The sequence below is a fragment of the Halomicrococcus gelatinilyticus genome (genome assembly GCA_024227995.1).
Classification (GTDB): domain Archaea; phylum Halobacteriota; class Halobacteria; order Halobacteriales; family Haladaptataceae; genus Halomicrococcus; species Halomicrococcus gelatinilyticus.
In genome coordinates this window covers 188,503-203,916 of the sequence record CP100467.1, presented here as the reverse complement: position 1 = coordinate 203,916, position 15,414 = coordinate 188,503, and the positions used below count along the sequence as shown (strand labels likewise).

General features: G+C 68.8%; 19 protein-coding genes and 1 pseudogene. 16 read left to right on the top strand and 4 right to left on the bottom strand.

The window, feature by feature from the left end:
• The first annotated feature begins 3 nt into the window (after nucleotides 1-3).
• On the top strand, nucleotides 4-672 hold the full coding sequence (locus tag NKT36_RS18255; RefSeq protein WP_327053859.1) for a hypothetical protein: 669 nt from the start codon (nucleotides 4-6) through the stop codon (nucleotides 670-672).
• A gap of 40 nt (nucleotides 673-712) precedes the next feature.
• On the opposite strand, the pseudogene NKT36_RS18250 reads toward NKT36_RS18255, so the two are convergent.
• Nucleotides 713-1,078 (bottom strand): annotated as a pseudogene (locus NKT36_RS18250) (cupin domain-containing protein); the annotation flags it as partial.
• Between the two features lie 51 nt (nucleotides 1,079-1,129).
• Here NKT36_RS18250 and NKT36_RS18245 point away from each other — a divergent pair.
• Nucleotides 1,130-1,276: a hypothetical protein gene (locus tag NKT36_RS18245; RefSeq protein ID WP_327053858.1), complete on the top strand. Its 147-nt coding sequence runs from the start codon at nucleotides 1,130-1,132 to the stop codon at nucleotides 1,274-1,276.
• Between the two features lie 77 nt (nucleotides 1,277-1,353).
• On the opposite strand, the gene NKT36_RS18240 is transcribed toward NKT36_RS18245, so the two are convergent.
• Nucleotides 1,354-1,506 (bottom strand): DUF1328 family protein, encoded by a 153-nt coding sequence (locus tag NKT36_RS18240; protein WP_327053857.1) that lies wholly within the window; start codon nucleotides 1,504-1,506, stop codon nucleotides 1,354-1,356.
• Between the two features lie 250 nt (nucleotides 1,507-1,756).
• Nucleotides 1,757-2,962 carry an AI-2E family transporter gene (locus tag NKT36_RS18235; protein WP_327053856.1) on the bottom strand — a complete coding sequence of 402 codons (1,206 nt, stop codon included), beginning with the start codon at nucleotides 2,960-2,962 and terminating at the stop codon, nucleotides 1,757-1,759.
• 4 nt (nucleotides 2,963-2,966) lie between these two features.
• Between NKT36_RS18235 and NKT36_RS18230 the strand changes: the two genes are divergently transcribed.
• Both NKT36_RS18230 and NKT36_RS18225 read left to right on the top strand, forming a co-directional pair.
• A complete protein-coding gene (locus NKT36_RS18230; protein WP_327053855.1) occupies nucleotides 2,967-3,176 on the top strand; it encodes a hypothetical protein in 210 nt (69 codons plus the stop codon).
• Between the two features lie 132 nt (nucleotides 3,177-3,308).
• Nucleotides 3,309-4,319, top strand: a complete 1,011-nt coding sequence (locus tag NKT36_RS18225) for an aldo/keto reductase (RefSeq protein ID WP_327053854.1) — start codon at nucleotides 3,309-3,311, stop codon at nucleotides 4,317-4,319.
• An 87-nt stretch (nucleotides 4,320-4,406) separates the two neighbouring features.
• On the opposite strand, the gene tbsP is transcribed toward NKT36_RS18225, so the two are convergent.
• The gene (gene tbsP, locus NKT36_RS18220; RefSeq protein WP_327053853.1) at nucleotides 4,407-5,225 is read right to left on the bottom strand and encodes a transcriptional regulator TbsP; all 819 of its coding nucleotides are present in this window, start codon (nucleotides 5,223-5,225) and stop codon (nucleotides 4,407-4,409) included.
• 397 nt (nucleotides 5,226-5,622) lie between these two features.
• Between tbsP and NKT36_RS18215 the strand changes: the two genes are divergently transcribed.
• From NKT36_RS18215 to NKT36_RS18160, 12 genes are all read left to right on the top strand, one after another.
• Nucleotides 5,623-5,778 carry a hypothetical protein gene (locus NKT36_RS18215; protein ID WP_327053852.1) on the top strand — a complete coding sequence of 52 codons (156 nt, stop codon included), beginning with the start codon at nucleotides 5,623-5,625 and terminating at the stop codon, nucleotides 5,776-5,778.
• 214 nt (nucleotides 5,779-5,992) lie between these two features.
• The gene (locus NKT36_RS18210) at nucleotides 5,993-6,325 is read left to right on the top strand and encodes a hypothetical protein (protein WP_327053851.1); all 333 of its coding nucleotides are present in this window, start codon (nucleotides 5,993-5,995) and stop codon (nucleotides 6,323-6,325) included.
• A gap of 790 nt (nucleotides 6,326-7,115) precedes the next feature.
• Nucleotides 7,116-7,559, top strand: a complete 444-nt coding sequence (locus NKT36_RS18205; RefSeq protein ID WP_327053850.1) for an SRPBCC family protein — start codon at nucleotides 7,116-7,118, stop codon at nucleotides 7,557-7,559.
• 392 nt (nucleotides 7,560-7,951) lie between these two features.
• Complete coding sequence (locus NKT36_RS18200; protein ID WP_327053849.1) at nucleotides 7,952-8,503, top strand: Na+/H+ antiporter subunit E; 552 nt, start codon at nucleotides 7,952-7,954, stop codon at nucleotides 8,501-8,503.
• Nucleotides 8,500-8,778 (top strand): monovalent cation/H+ antiporter complex subunit F, encoded by a 279-nt coding sequence (locus NKT36_RS18195; RefSeq protein WP_327053848.1) that lies wholly within the window; start codon nucleotides 8,500-8,502, stop codon nucleotides 8,776-8,778. Before NKT36_RS18200 ends, NKT36_RS18195 begins: the two co-directional genes overlap by 4 nt.
• Complete coding sequence (locus tag NKT36_RS18190; protein ID WP_407652251.1) at nucleotides 8,775-9,182, top strand: cation:proton antiporter; 408 nt, start codon at nucleotides 8,775-8,777, stop codon at nucleotides 9,180-9,182. The genes NKT36_RS18195 and NKT36_RS18190 overlap by 4 nt, the downstream gene beginning before the upstream one ends.
• On the top strand, nucleotides 9,179-9,721 hold the full coding sequence (locus tag NKT36_RS18185; protein WP_327053847.1) for a DUF4040 domain-containing protein: 543 nt from the start codon (nucleotides 9,179-9,181) through the stop codon (nucleotides 9,719-9,721). Before NKT36_RS18190 ends, NKT36_RS18185 begins: the two co-directional genes overlap by 4 nt.
• On the top strand, nucleotides 9,718-10,185 hold the full coding sequence (locus NKT36_RS18180) for an MnhB domain-containing protein (protein WP_327053846.1): 468 nt from the start codon (nucleotides 9,718-9,720) through the stop codon (nucleotides 10,183-10,185). The genes NKT36_RS18185 and NKT36_RS18180 overlap by 4 nt, the downstream gene beginning before the upstream one ends.
• Complete coding sequence (locus NKT36_RS18175) at nucleotides 10,182-10,541, top strand: cation:proton antiporter subunit C (protein ID WP_327053845.1); 360 nt, start codon at nucleotides 10,182-10,184, stop codon at nucleotides 10,539-10,541. Before NKT36_RS18180 ends, NKT36_RS18175 begins: the two co-directional genes overlap by 4 nt.
• Nucleotides 10,538-12,124: a complex I subunit 5 family protein gene (locus tag NKT36_RS18170; protein WP_327053844.1), complete on the top strand. Its 1,587-nt coding sequence runs from the start codon at nucleotides 10,538-10,540 to the stop codon at nucleotides 12,122-12,124. Before NKT36_RS18175 ends, NKT36_RS18170 begins: the two co-directional genes overlap by 4 nt.
• Nucleotides 12,121-13,722 carry a complex I subunit 5 family protein gene (locus NKT36_RS18165; RefSeq protein WP_327053843.1) on the top strand — a complete coding sequence of 534 codons (1,602 nt, stop codon included), beginning with the start codon at nucleotides 12,121-12,123 and terminating at the stop codon, nucleotides 13,720-13,722. Before NKT36_RS18170 ends, NKT36_RS18165 begins: the two co-directional genes overlap by 4 nt.
• Complete coding sequence (locus NKT36_RS18160) at nucleotides 13,719-15,398, top strand: proton-conducting transporter transmembrane domain-containing protein (protein ID WP_327053842.1); 1,680 nt, start codon at nucleotides 13,719-13,721, stop codon at nucleotides 15,396-15,398. Before NKT36_RS18165 ends, NKT36_RS18160 begins: the two co-directional genes overlap by 4 nt.
• Nucleotides 15,399-15,414 lie beyond the last annotated feature (16 nt).

Here is a 15,414-nt window from a genome sequence, read left to right as displayed (position 1 = left end):
AGCATGACAGCACTCGATTCCAGTCCGGTATCGGCGGTTCGACGCACCGTCGTGAAGGGGCTGGCTGCACTCGGCGTTGCGGGAAGCGTCGCGGACCCGGCCGCAGCAACGCAGAGCGTCATCGTGTTGCACAGCGCGACCGAAGACGTCGTCGACTACCAGTTCACGGTGTCCGGCGAGCTCCGGAAGACGACCAGCAGCGGAGGTGCGCCGGTCGACGGCGACGCCATCACCATCGACCCGGAAGACGACCGCGACGGCCGGACGGTTCACGGCGCGACCGCCGGCGGGTACGACGCCTACGCCTACACCGGGAAGGTCACCGCGTTCGACGTCACCGACTGCGAACGCGCCGACGTCTGGATCGACGGGCAGGCGGTGGACGCCTGCGACCTCGTCGACGAGACGCCCGCCGACGGCGGCGGACCGTCGACCCTCCCGGGCGAGATCGTGCTCCGGGGCGGGTACTCCTCACCGGTCACGTTCCTGATCCAGGTGTCCGGACGCATCTACTCGACGCGGCGTCACGAACGGGACAGCGAGTACGAACAGGTCGAGTGGCAGCTCGGCGGCGGCGAGCCGACCCGGGACCGGTACCGGTTCAGCGGTCACGTCGAGCAGCTGCAGACCTCCGACGGCGAGGTCGACGTCGTCGTCCGACAGCGCGACTGACGCGACGGTCCGACGCAGTCGGTCGGCCCGCGCGGGATGGTCACTCGGCGTCGTCGTTCCCGCCCGGGGTCTCGTCCGTCCAGTAGTCGACGTCGTCGTCGCGCCGGTAGTAGCCGTGGACCTGCCGGTCGTCGCGTCCGCCCGGCGGCGAGCCGACGAACACCCAGAGTTTCTCCGAGTCGGGGGGTACGGTCACCTCCGGTTCGGCCATCGTCGACACGGCCAGGTAGGTGAGCGGGTCGTCCGAGTCGTTGACGACCCGATGGGCGCCGCTCTCGTCCGCCGGCAGGCTGACGTAGCCGCCCTCGGTCACCGCCAGCAGTTCGTCGTCGAGTCGTATCTTTCCGCTACCGGAGAGCACGAACAGCGCCTCCTCGTTCCGCGTGTGGTAGTGGTAGGGCGACGAGCCGCCGACTCCGGCCACGAGGCCAAAGTACCGGTGTGACGAGAGGAGGACGTGAGCTACGACACGACTATCGGATGGTCGCTGTTCAGTTCCGGCGTCGTCACGCTGCTCCTCGTCTGGCTCCCGGGCGACTCGCTGTACTGGGGCCTCGCCCTCCTGGCGATCGGACTGGCGGTGCTCTCCCGACGATTCACGTAGTCGGGGGACGGCGACCCCGTACCGACGCTCGACGACGTCGCCGGGCGGGGAGCGCGTCGCGGACTGCGACGGAACACCTACAGCACGAGCGACACCACTGCCAGGACGAGGAACGCGATCACCAGCCACTTTGCGATACCCATCGACATCCCCGCGACGCCGCCAGCGCCGAGCGCGCCGGCGATGATAGCCAGTACGAAGAAGCCGATTGCGAGCTCTAGGAGTGCCATCGTCGGAGACAACACGAGCGTTCGGTTAGTCGTGGTGGCTAAACAGATAGCGTACCCGCGGTTCCCGGCCGGAACGGGGTTCGGCATCAGGTAGCACTGAACTCGGGCGGTGGCAGTCCGGAAACGCGGGGGTTCCGTCACGGGCGACGTCCGCGCGCGGCGGCATCAGTCCGGCAGCGACGGACGACGGTCCCGTCCGTAGTCCGCTGGGACGCCACCGCTCCAGCGCGAATCGGTCACCGGGGGATGGCTACTCGGTCTCGGCGGCCCCGTCGTTCGCCGACGCGTCGTCGCCCGCGGTGGACCGTTCCCGGGCCGCCTGCGGATCGGACCCGACGGACTCCCCCAGCGACACCGTCGGGGTGAGCGGCTCGCCGCGGACGAGCTGCGGAAGGGGGATGCGGATCGCCTCGAGCATCAGGATGAACAGGATGGGGAGCAGGAAGAAGCCGTACCAGCCGAAGAGTACGGGGCCGAGCAGGTAGGCGAACATCATCACCACCATGTCGAGCTGGCGGCCGGTGATGTACGGCTGGAGGAACGTCTGGGGCAGGATGTCGAGCACGAGGAAGTAGGAGACGAGCGCGCCAGCGACGAACGGGAGGTAGCGTCCCCCCGCGCGGAGGGACTGGAGCGCGAGATAGGCGACGACCGGGACGTAGACGAGCTTCCCGACGACGATCGGGACGAGGCTGGCGACGCCGGTCAGGAACGCGAGCACGAGCGGCATGGGCACCTGCAGCGGTTGCGGCGCTAGCTGGTTCGTCCCCCAGTAGGCGACCGCGGAGACGGCGAACATGACGACGACGAACAGCAGGTTGCCGAAGAAGACGGACTCGAGGTCCGAGTCCACCGCCGTGGCGTACGCGTAGGCGGTGCTGTCTTCGCCGCCGAGCAGTTCCCGGAGACCGTCCGAGAGCTCCTGGTCGTTCTGCAGCAGGAAGTACGACAGCGTGATGGCGAGCGCCAGGAACAGCAGCGTGCCGACCAGTGCCGAGAAGACGGCGACGCTGATCTGCAGGAGCGTCTCCGCCGTCTGCTGTGGGTTCGCGACCAGTTGCTGTGGGTTCTGGATCACCGACGCGAGCATCCGCTGTTGTTCCTGCGGGAGCGCGCCGGTGTTCAGGTAGTTCCCGGCGAGCGCCAGGGGGTTGGCGGCGTTGCCGAGGAACTGCTGGGTCTGCTGGAACACCTGGAACCCCGCGTACAGCGCGAGCGCGACGATGGGGACGAGCACGAGCAGGACGGTCACCCCGGCCGCGATGCTGTCCGAGTCGATAACGCTGCCGAGTCGCTGGTAGATCGGCCGCGTCGCGTAGTAGCCGAAGATGCCGAGGACGAAGAGACCGACGAACGAGTACGTGATGTACGCGGCCAGGGCGGCGAGCGCGAGGGCGAAGAGCCACCAGCCGACGCGGGCCCGGGAGTCCGGGAGCGCGGATCGAGGGTCGTCCATCTCCGTGGAAGTATGGCGGTCGTCGTCCGTAACAGTTGTCGCCGCGCTGGTCGGCGTCGTCACGGCCGGGAACTTCGTCGGCGGCATCGGACTGGTGACGCTCACCCACGTCACGCAGGCCATGGGCTCCGAGGCGTCCAGCGAGGCCGGTCAGTCTTCCGGGGCCGCGGGGAGCAGTGGCTCCGAGCAGGCCTCCTCCGGGTCCGAGGGGTGACCACCCGGGAACGCCGCGACGGGTCTCTCGCTCGTCAGCGGGAATGGACGAGACGCGACCGGTGACGAACTGGATCCTCGCCTGCCGGTTGCTGAATCCTTTTCAAACCGCCGTGCATACTACGAGTCGTCCATGAGTAATCTGGAAGCACTCGACCTCGACTACGCCCAGCTCGGAACCACCGGCCTGCAGACGAGTGAACTGCAGTTCGGCACCTGGCGATTCGGCAAGGAGACCGAGGAGGGGAACGTCGAGATCGACGAGGAGCGCGCGTACGAACTGCTCGACGGCTACGAGGCGGCCGGCGGACGGTACATCGACACTGCGGACATCTACGGCGGCGGTGCGAGCGAGCGGTGGATCGGCAACTGGCTCGAGGACCGCGACCGACACCGGTACACCATCGCCTCGAAGATATTCTGGCAGACGCGAGAGGAAGACCCCAACAGCCGCGGGACCAACCGGAAGAACGTCCGCCAGCGCGTCGACGGCATCCTCGACCGCCTCGACACCGACTACGTCGACGTCCTCTACATCCACCGCTGGGACGACCAGACGTCTGCCCGCGAGATGATGAAGACGCTCAACGGCCTCGTCGAGTCGGGCAAGGTCAACTACCTCGGCGCGTCGACGCTGCGCCCCAACGCCTGGAAGGTGGCGAAGGCGAACGAGATCGCCCGCAGCGAGGGCTGGGAGCCGTTCACCGTCCTCCAGCCGCGCTACAATCTCGTCGACCGCGAGATCGAGGGGGACTACCTGGAGATGGCCCGCAGCGAGGGCCTCGCCGTCTGTCCCTGGAGCCCGCTCGGCCAGGGCTTCCTCACCGGAAAGTACTCCCGCGAGGACGGACTGACGGGTGAATCGCGCGCCGCGGAGTCCAGCCGCTTCGAGGAAGGGTACCTTACCGAGGAGAACTTCGACCTCCACGACGAGCTCGACGCGGTCGCCGAGGAGGTCGACGCCACGCCCGCCCAGACCGCGCTCGCGTGGCTCATGCACCGCGACGGCGTCACCGCGCCCATCGTCGGCGCGCGTACCGTCGACCAGCTAGAGGAGAACCTCGCCGCCGCCGAGATCGACCTCTCCGACGAGCAGGTCGAGCGACTCACCGAGGCGAAGGGCGGCCCCTACGCCGGGCTCTGACGGCGGCGCGAACCGCACCGGCCCACCGACGCTGACCCGACGGTGGCGGTCCACCCCTCGTTTTTGCGCACCGCCGATCGTCGCTTCCTACGCCGTCTGCGAACGCGCCCGTTCGAGCAGTTCGCCGATGCTCGCGTCGTGCAGGTCCTCGTCCGCGAACCGCAGTCGGAGTCGCGGACGTCCGACGTCGATGGGAACCTTCTCGGTGTCGATGAGACCGGTGTCCTCCAGATGCGTCTTCGTCCGCGAGAACGTCGCCTTGCTGGCGAGACCGACGTCCTCGCCCCACTTGCTGATGTCGTAGAGGAGCACCCGGTTCTTCGCCGCGACGATGAGGCTGATCGCCACCTCGTCGAGCGGGCTCTCGCTGTCGACGGTCTCGGTCGCCTCGAGAAACTCGTCGAAGTCGTCCGCCGTCTCGTCGCCGATGTCCTCGCGCAGCGTCTCGCGGATCTCCGACAGGGGCGGCGTCCGGAGCGTGACCTCGTCGGCGCCCTCCCACTCGCTCATGAACGTCTCGCGTGCCCGGTCGACGAGTTCCGAGTCGTCGGACTGCAGGCTGGTGATCTCGCCGTTGATCTCGACGAGCGGGATTATCCTGTCGGTCGTGATGAGCAGCGAGTTGCGAGCGATCTCCGGCGCCGAGCGCGGCTGGAGCTGCTCGCGGTCGATCAGGTCGGCCGCGTGACTCGCGATGATGAAGTCGTCGAAGACGCTGCCCGGGGTCTGCTCGTCAGTGAGGACGCGGAGCTCCGGACCCTCACCGTCGAATTCGATTGCAGAGACGATGAGACTTTCAAGTTCGGCGTGCGACGGGTTGACGATGAGAATCGGTTCGGTTGTTGTTTCGAACAGTTCCTGAAAGAGTTCGGCGACGTCGTGGTCAAGCAATTCGGCGTGGGTCATAATACTGCCATCGGACACGCTGGACTTTGTTGTGCGCCGATTGCTCATGAGAAACTTCAGAATACTACGCTCCGCAAACGAAACTTGACCGTCCCGTCCTCGCGCTGATCACCCTAACGTCTGCCTGACAGGTTCGGACCTGCGGCGACACGGCACCGCCGCACACTCGTGTACCCGCCGGTGACGGGATAATAGAACGCGATGAAAGCTCGTATTACCGGTGTCGGGACGTCACAGTTAAGCCCCGAATACTCGATTAATCTGTCCCGTCAGTAGTCGTATCACCCGAGTCGTGGCGGGGCGAGCGCCCGACGGCGCTCGCGTCCGAGACGTGCGGCGTCCAGCGCGCGGAACCGGGCGGGCGCCACGGCCTGCCGTCGTCAGTGAGCGTGGCGAGGTGGACGCCGCAGTCGTCGAAAGCGGGACACAGTTCCAGGATGGCGTAATCGACGTCGTGGTCGGTGAGCGTCTCGTGGACGTGACGGGCCACCGACTCCGCCGCGTCATCGTCTCCATCGACGCCTCGAAGTGCTGTCCGACCGTCGTGCGCTGAACAGGTGCGATACCACGGTATCCAGGCCGTGGATACGCGCCGTCGCTTGCCACGCGCCGCCGATATTGGATATACCATCATGCAGTTTATCAGGTGGTGGGCAAGCCACCAGGTGGTAAAGCCGACGTAGCGACCGTTGCGGACGCCGGCGCACGGAGAGCAAAGGCAGACGCAAAACGGTATCGTTTTATTCCCGCACGGGTGGATTAGTGACATGGTGTCGCATGGGGAACGGGAAACAGTATCGCAGCAGGCCGGATCGGTGCCGACCGAAGGATTCAACGCAGACGAACGGACGGAGCAACGCCTCAGCTGGGCGCTCGGCGACCGGCTCACGTCCCAGGACGGTATCGAACGGGTAGCGACGCTGCGAGACCCCCCGTCGGGCGCAACGGTGACGGTGTTCGACCTGGCCGCGGAGACGTACCTGGTCCGCCGACGGACGCCGGTGGGCCGCGAGCGGTACTACGAGGTCGAGCGGACGACGTTCGACCACGAACTGGGCCGTCGGTCGCGATACGGCCGCTGGCATTTCGTCGAGGAGTAGCGGAACCGAACGGTGTGACCACCGACGCGCGGACGGTTATCCTGTAGGCTTCGTCGCTTCGAGCAGCGGTCGGTACGGTCGTCGGCCCTCGCGGTGGGGATGGAGCCCCAAGGTGTGGTCTAGAGGTACACGGATCGACAGCGGGATGACAGTCCCTGACGACGCAGTACCCTGTCGACCGACACCGAATTCTACTGCCTGCGGACCTCAGCCTTCTCGAGCATTATCGCCGCCTGACGCTCGCGGGGGCTACATCGTTTCCCCTCGGAGTGCGCTCCCCCGAGGGCGGCGACCCGCTAGCATCCACTTCCGTTTATGGCTGTAAACAGCAGTGGGAAGAATCGGGGGAGAATGGCGAAAATCGCAAGACGGCGGCAGGAGCACCTGAAAATAAATCGTATAGTGCTATATCAAATATCGTCGTGGGCGCGGTCGAACACTCCGGTGCATCGGAATAGCTGGATCGGTCCGCCACTGCCAAGAACAGTCGGGGGCTCTCCTGGGAAGTTGCGGAGACGAGCGGGTTAGTCGAAGGACCCTTCCAACGCCGTCCGGGACGCCTCGGGACGGTCCTGCATCATCCAGTGGTAGTCGTCGTCCAGGGACTCCTGCTCGGCGTTCGGGAGGTCTTCAGCGAGTCTGTCGGCCGAACGGGATCCTCTGACTATCGACCGTCGTCGTGGAATTCCCGGGTCGTCGGCCGGCGTTCACCGCCGCGTTCGCACGGGAGATGAGTGGTCGCACAACGACTTTCCGCGAGCGTCCGGTAACGCCGTTCGGGGGGAACACCTTGGCTGAAGTCACTCACACGGTACAGATCGACGTCCCAGTCGAGTCGGTGTTCGAGTACATGGACCGACCGGAGAATCAGCCCGAGATAACGCCCAGTCTGACCCGCTCGGAACCGGTCGAAGCCCTTTCGAACGGCGGGAAACGGGTCGCGTACACCTACACCATGGCGGGGATGGAACTCGACGGCCACGTCGAGGCGGTGGCGTACGAACCCGAACGGCGGATCGGTTGGGAGATGACCGGCGACCTGAACGGCGAGATAGAGTGGGAGTTCGAACCGGACGGCGACGAGACGGAGGTCACCTACACCGCACGGTACGACGTCCCGATTCCGGTACTCGACGCCCTCGTCGAGCCGTTCGTCGAGCGCTACAACGAACGCGAACTGCGGACGACGCTGGAGAACCTCCGGACCCGACTCGAACACGGAGCGACGCCCTGAACGACGACGTCGGTGACGATACCGAAGCGTCCGCCGGGGGGATAGTCCACATCCAGAGCGACCGTTTCGACCTCGGTCCGAGTGCCGAATCGAGGCCACAGTGGAGGCGACGATTGGAACGACTGGCCTCAGGCGAGTCGACGAGAGCGGGTACCCTCGGACGTGATGCAACCACCGATGGCGGTTCGATTCCCGTCGACGGGGACTCTTTCCTGGACGGCGCACGGCGACCACAACAATTATTGAGCGCATGTATAAAATTTCTGGGAATTTTCTAGCCAGCATTATATAAAACCCTAATTTTTTACCAGAATGGCCTAATACACGCAGGTTCTCTCCCAGGGTGTGAACGTGAGTTCCTTCGAGACGTTCGACCGGGGACGGGAGCGGCCGTGACCCGTCTGGGGGCCACTACGGGGTCGTGGAGGGCGTCTGCCGTCCGTCTGGGTTCGACGGCGGCGGTCTCGTTCGGCTTCTACCTCGCCCTCGGTGACCCGACCGACCCCTTCGACCTCGTGACGGGCCTCGTGAGCGCGGCCGTCGTCGCGGTCGTCCTCGGCGGCGTCACGTTCGAGCGCACCCCCTCTATCGCCACGTTCGGGACCGTCCTGCGGTCGGTGGTGTTCCTCCCGGTACTCCTCGCCGCGGTCGCCCGCACGAACCTCGCGCTGACGGCCGTGATCCTCGACCCACGGCTGCCGGTCGACCCGGCGGTCGTCCGGATACCGGCCCCGGAGAGTCGGTTCGCCCGCGCGCTGCTGGCGAACAGCATCACGCTGACGCCAGGCACGCTGACGCTCGACGTCGTCGACGACGAACTCGTCGTCCACGCGCTGTCCGAAGCCAGTCGGACCGAACTGCTGGAGGGGTCGCTGGTCCGGTGGGTCGCGTTCGTCACCGGTGAAAGCGAGTTCCTTCACGAGAACCGGAGGCAGACACGATGACGGGCCTCGTGACGACGGGACTCGTGGGCGGCGCGCTCGCGCTCGTCGTACTCGCGCTCGCGCTGTTCGGCCGGGTGGCCGTCGGTCCGAGCACCGCCGACCGGCTCGTGGCGGTCAACGTCATCGGGACCGCGGCGGTGGTCGTCATCGCCCTGCTCGCCGCGGCGTTCGACGAACCCGGCTTCCTCGACGTCGCGCTCGTGTACGCGCTGTTGAACTTCCTGCTGTCGCTCGGGCTGGCGCGGTTCTCCGTCGAGCGGGGAGGGATACTGTGACGCCCGGCGAGGCCGGCGTGCTGGCGCTCGTGGCCGGGAGCGTGTTCTTCTCGTCCGTGGCCGTGGTGGGGTTCGCTCGGCTGCCCGACGCCTTCGCCAGGGCTCACGCCGCCTCGAAGAGCGAGACGCTGGGCGCGCTGTTCGGGCTGGCGGCCGCAGCCGTCGCGTTCGGTCCCGGCAACGAGACCGTGAAGCTCGCCATGCTCGCCGTGTTCGTCCTCGTGACTGGCCCGACCGCGGCCCACGCCATCGTCCGGGCGGCGACGCGGGCCGGTGCGACCCCGTGGACGCGGGACGAGGCGGGAGACGGGGACGCAGGGGACGACAACGAAGCGGAAGACCGGAGCCCAGGAGACGGGGACGAAGCGGGAGACGAGGTCGAGAGCGACGGAGGCGAGCGATGACGCCGACGCAGGCGCTCCTGTTCGCGCTGTTCGGGGTCGTCATCGCGACCGCGGTGGTGGCGGCCCTCGCCCGGACCCTGGTGACCGCCCTCGTCGCGTTCGCCGCGTACAGCCTCGGGCTCGCCATCGTGTGGCTCGTCTTCCGGGCACCCGACGTCGCGCTCACCGAGGCGGCCGTCGGCGCGGGCGTGACGACGGCCCTGTTCCTGTTGCTCGTCCGACGTCTCGGCGGGGTCGGGACGGCCACCGCCTCGCAGAAACAGCAGATCAGGCCCGCGTCCGTCGGGGTCGCGGCGCTCGTCACGGTCGGCCTCCTGCTCACCGTGCCGGCACTGCCAGCCGTCGGTTCGGCGGACGCACCGGCGTTCGGCCCGGTCACCGAGTTCTACCTCGACGACGCCGCCGACAGGGGTATCGACAACGTGGTGACGGCGGTGCTGGTCGTCTACCGCGGGTTCGACACCTTCGGCGAGATCGCGGTCGTGTTCACGGCGGCCGTCGCCGCCCTCGCGGTCCTCCGACGGGGGGTGCTGGCGTGACCCGCCGCGGCGACAGCCCCGTCGTGCTGACCACGGTCCGCGTCCTCTCGCCGTTCGTGCTGACGTTCGCGCTGTTCACCCTCTTTCACGGCACCAGCTCCGTCGGCGGGGGCTTCCAGGGCGGCGTCGTCGCCGCAGCGGTCGTCGTGACGCTCGCGTTCGCGTTCGGGGTCCAGGACACCGCCGACTGGCTCCGGCCGGGATGGCTGGTGGCGTTCGTCGCTGCGGCACCGGTCGTCTTCGGTGCCGTCGCCCTCGCGGGCATCGCGAGCGGCGGAGCGTTCCTCCAGTTCGACCTGCTTCCGATCCCGAAGGCGTCGGTGTACGCGACGGAGGCCATCGAACTCGGCATCGGTGCGACGGTCGCCGCCGTCGTCGTGGTCCTGTTCGTCTCGCTGGCCGAGGAACCCGGGGAGACAGAGGAGGGCGAGGAGAGCGAGGAGAGGGAGGGCGAGCAGCGGTGACGTCGCTCGAATCGCTGCTCCTCACCCGCGGGGCCTACGTCGTCTACGCGCTGCTCGTCGGCGTCGGACTGTTCGTCCTCGTCGACGACGACAGCCTCGTCAAGAAGATCCTCGGCCTGAACCTGTTCCAGACGGGCGTCTTCCTGTTCTTCATCGCCGCCGCGTTCCGCGTCGGCGGGCAGGCACCGCTGCTCACCGGGGACGGGCCGTACGCGAACCCGCTGCCGCACGTGCTCGTCCTGACCGCCATCGTCGTCGGCGTGAGCGTCACTGCCGTCGCGCTCGCCCTCGTCGTCCGGATCTACGACGAGCACGGCACGGTCGACGAGAGCGAGATCCGGGAGGCCCGGTCGTGACCCACCTCCTCCCCCTGCTGGTCGCCGTCCCCGTCCTCGGGGCGCTCGTTCCGTTCGCCTTCCGGCGTCGGTTTCCGACGGTCGGCCACCGGGCGACGGGTGCCCTGCTCGTCGCACAGGTCGGACTCGCGAGTGCCGTCGTCGCCGGCGTCGCGACCACCGGGCCGCTGACCTACGTCGTCGGCGGTCTCCCCGCGGCCGTCGGGATCGGCCTGCTCGTCGACGAGGTGTCGAGCGCGTTCGTCCTGTTCGTCGCGGTCGCCGCTGCGACGCTGTACCTGACCGTCCGGACGGACCCGACCGGAGCGAGCGACAGCCTCTGGCTCCTGTTCGTGGCCGGGCTGACCGGGATGGCCGTCACCGCCGACGTGTTCAACCTCTACGTGTTCCTCGAGATCGCCGGGCTGGCCGCGTACGCCCTGGTCGGGAGTCGCCGCGGCGCGACGGCCGCCCTCGCCGCCCTGCAGTACCTGCTGGTCGGCACCGTCGGCGCGACCTTCTACCTGCTCGGCGTGGGCTACCTCTACGTCGCCACGGGGACGCTGGCGATGGCCGACCTCGGACCGGAACTCGCGGCGGTCGGCTACGACTCGCCGCTGGTCGTCGCGGCCCTCCTCCTCGTCACGGTGGGACTCGGCGTGAAGATCGCGGTGTTCCCGCTCCACACCTGGAAACCCGACGCCTACGCCGCCGCCGGGACGGACGTCGCCGCACTGCTGGCGGCGCTCGGCTCGACGGTCCCCGGCTACGCGCTGGTCCGGATCGTCTTCGACGTGTTCACCGTCGGCACGTTCGAGGCGGTCCCGCTCCTCCAGGCAGTGTTCGTGGTCGGCGGTCTCGTGAGCGTCGTCGCCGGCGGGTACCTCACCTTCCGGCAGTCGAACGTCCGCCGTCTGCTCGCGTACTCGTCGGTCCTCCAGTTCGGCCTGGTCTTCGTCGGCATCGGGCTCGCGACCCCCGGTGCCGTCACGGCGGCGCTGATCCTCGTGCTGGCGAACGGCATCGCGAAGGGCGGGCTGTTCGTCGCCGCCGGGCAGTTCGAACGCGAGTTCGGCGCGCGGACGGTCGACGAGTACGCCGGACTGGCGCGCGAACGGCCCGTGGTGGCTGCGGGCGTCGCCGTCGCCTTCGCTTCGCTCGTGGGACTGCCGCCGACCGTCGGGTTCGCCGGCAAGTGGTACCTCGCGCTCGCCGCCGTCGAGGTCCGTGGCTGGGTCGTCGCGGGCGTCGTCCTGCTCAGCACGCTGGTCTCGCTCGCCTACGGCGGCCGCGTGGTCGAGCGACTCTACCTCGCACCGACGACCCAGGGGGAGTCGACGGTGGCCGACGGCGGGGCGGCAGGCGACGGGCCGGCAGACGATGGACCAGCAGGCGGCGAGGCAGCAGACGGGGGGACGGCAGATGGAGAGACGGCAGACGGGGGAACGTCGAAAGGGTGGGTGGCAGGCGGCGAAGTGGAGGCCACGCGTCGCGGGCGGGAGGCACTGGTCGTCGTCCTCGCAGCCACCGCGACCCTCGCGCTCGGGCTGGGTTCGACGGCGCTCGCGGACTGGTTCGCCCCGGTCGTGGAGGTGTGGGTGTGACCGACGCCGTCTCGCCCCTGCCGCTCGTCGCGGTCCTGCTCCCGACGGTCGCGGTCCCGCTCGTCTACGCGACGCGGTCCCGACCGAACGTCCGGGAAGGGGTGACCCTCCTCGCAGCAGTCGGGACGCTGGTCGCGGTCTGGCTCGCGACCCGGTCGCCCGCGACGCCGGTCACGCCGCTGGGGTCGGTCGCCGGCGTCCCCTTCGACCTGCGGGCCGACGCCGCCGGACTCCTGTTCGCCCTGCTCGCGAGCACGCTGTGGCTCGTGACCAGCGTCTACAGCATCGGCTACGTCAGGACGGTCGAGGAACGGTCCCAGACGAGTTACTTCGCGGCGTTCGCCGCGAGCATCGCCGCCACGATGGGCGTCGCCTTCGCCGCGAACCTGTTCACGCTGTTCGTGTTCTACGAGCTGTTGACGCTCGCGACCTACCCGCTCGTCGTCCACGCCGGGACGGCGAAGGCCCGCAGGGCCGGCCGGACGTACGTCGCCTACACGCTCGGCGGCGGTGTGCTCGTCCTCGGCGGAATCGTGCTCGTGGGCGTGCTCACCGGGACCGTCGCGTTCGTTCCCGGTGGCATCGCCGGACTGGCGACGGTCGACCCCACGCTCGGTCGACTCGCGTTCGCCCTGCTCGTCGTCGGGTTCGGCGTCAAGACCGCGATCATGCCGTTACACCGCTGGCTGCCGGCCGCGATGGTCGCCCCGACGCCCGTCTCCGGGCTGTTGCACGCCGTCGCCGTCGTCAAGAGCGGCGTGTTCGCCGTCGCGCGGACCGTCCTCTACACGTTCGGACCGGACCCCACCTGGGACCTCGGCGTCGGCCTGCCCCTCGCGGTCGCGGCCGCGGTCACGATGGTCCTCGCCGGCGTCGTCGGCCTCCGGCAGGACAACCTCAAGCGCGGACTGGCGTACTCGACGGTGAGCCAGCTGTCGTACATCGCCCTCGGCGTCGCGCTGGCGACCCCACTCACCGTGTTCGGTGCGTTCCTCCACGTCGTCGCCCACGCGTTCATGAAGATCACCCTCTTCTTCGCCGCGGGGGTCGTCTACGCCGAGACCGGCGAGAAGTACGTCTCCGACATCGCAGGGATCGGACGGCGGCTCCCGATGACGATGGCGGCCTTCGCCGTCGCTGCGGCCGGACTCGTCGGCTTCCCGCTGGTCGCCGGCTTCGTCAGCAAGTTCCAGCTCGTCCTCGGGGCGGCCGGCGGCCCCGTGCCCGTCTTCGTCGCCGCCTACCTGCTGGCGGGGGTCCTGAAGCTGCTGTACTTCTGGCCCGTCGTCTACGTGGCCTTCTTCGGCGAACGGAACGCGGACGACCCGGAGAGTCGCCACGCGTTCGCGCCGCCACATGCCGCCGATGGGCCTCGGGCCGACATTGATGGGCCTCGTGCGGACACCGGTGGGCCTCGGGCCGCGGACGGCGGCCGCGAGGAAGGATGGGAACGTCGCCCGCTCGGCCGCGAGGCCACGCCGTTCCTGCTCGTTCCCGTCCTCGTCACCGTCGGGTTCGCCGTCGCGCTCGGGGTCGCGCCGACCGCGTTCCCCGTCTGGGAACTCGCCGAGACCGTCGTGGCGGAGGTGTTCGGATGACCGACGTCCTCGCGGTCGTCCCGCCGTGGGCGGCGTACCTCCTCGCGGCGGTGGTCGTCCTCCTGGCACCCCGTCGCGTCGGGACCGCCGTCGCGGTGGCGCTCACGGCACTCACGGTCCCCTGGCTGTTCGCGGTGCCGCCGGGGAGTTCGCTCTCGACGACGGCGCTCGGCTTCGAGCAGGTGCTGTTCCGGGTCGACCCGCTCGCCCGGCCGGTCGCCGCGCTGTTCGGCTTCGTCGCGGCCATCACCGTCCTCTACGGCTACGGGACCGGCGCCGACGCCCGACAGACGGCGTACTCGCTGGCGTACATGGGTGCCGGCGTCGCGGCGGTCGTCGCCGGCGACTGGCTGACGCTGTTCATGGCCTGGGAACTGCTCGCGGTGTCCGCGACGGTGCTGGTCTGGCACCACGGCGGTGACGCGGTCCGACCGGCGTTCCGGTACGCCGTCTACCACCTGATCGGGGGCGCGTTCCTCGTCTCGGCCGTCGCGCTCCAGTACACCGCTACGGGGACCTTCGTCTATGACGGCGGCCTAACGGCCGGCCTCCCGACGACGCTCGCGGTCGTCGGCGTCGGCGTCAACCTGGGGTTCGTCGGACTCCACGCCTGGCTGCCCGAGACCTATCCCCGGCCCCACGTCGCGGTGAGCGTCGTGATGGTCGGGTTCACCACGAAGGTGGCCGTCTACGCCCTCGCGCGGATCGCGCTCGACGGGAGCCTGGCCGTCGCGTGGCTCGGTGCCGTGATGGTCGGATTCGGCGTGACGCAGGCGGTCCTCCAGACGGACATGCGACGGCTCCTGTCGTACCACATCATCTCGCAGGTGGGGTACATGGTCGTCGCCATCGGCATCGGCACGTCCGCCGGTCTCACGGGGGCCTTCGCCCACCTGACGGCGAACGTCCTCTACAAGGGCCTGCTGTTCATGATCGCCGGCGCTATCATCGTCCGCACCGGCGAACGGTCGCTCAAGAAGCTGGGCGGCCTGGCCCGCGAGATGCCGGTCACCTTCGGGACGTTCCTGGTCGCCGCGCTCGCGATCAGCGGCGTCCCCGGATTCTCCGGGTTCGTCAGCAAGGGTCTCGTGACGAAGGCAGTCGAGAGCGCCGGAGCGGAGCTCCTGTGGTGGGTGCTCGTCCTCGCTAGCGTCGGGACCGCGCTCTCGTTCGCGAAGTTCGGCTACTACGCGTTCGTCCGGCGGCCGCCGGACCCGGTCGTCGTCGCTCCCGCCTCGCGATCGCAACTGGCGTCGCTCGTGATAATCGCCGTTCCCTCGGTGCTCTTCGGCCTGTTCCCCGGAGCCTTCCTCGGAGCCTTCGCCGGCAGTCCCGGGACGTTCGAGCCCTACGCCGCCAGCGAACTGGCGAAGGCCCTCGCGGTCGCCGTCGCGGGGGTCGTCGGGTTCGGACTCGTCAGGAAGCCGCTGACCCGCGTCCATCCGGTCGACGTCGACCGGGTACTGAACCCGGCCGCCGCGTCCCTCGCGGTCGCGACCTCGACGCTCGCCGTCGACGCCGGGGCCACGGCGACCCGGGCGGGGGCGGACCTTCTCGGCCGTCTCGGGTCGCTCGCGGGCCGCGACCCGGCGACGACCGAAACCTCACTCCGCGCGGCACTCTGGGCGCTCGCTGCGACCACCGGGCTCGCGCTCCTCGTCGTCGCGCTCGCCTAACAGACACCAACACCAT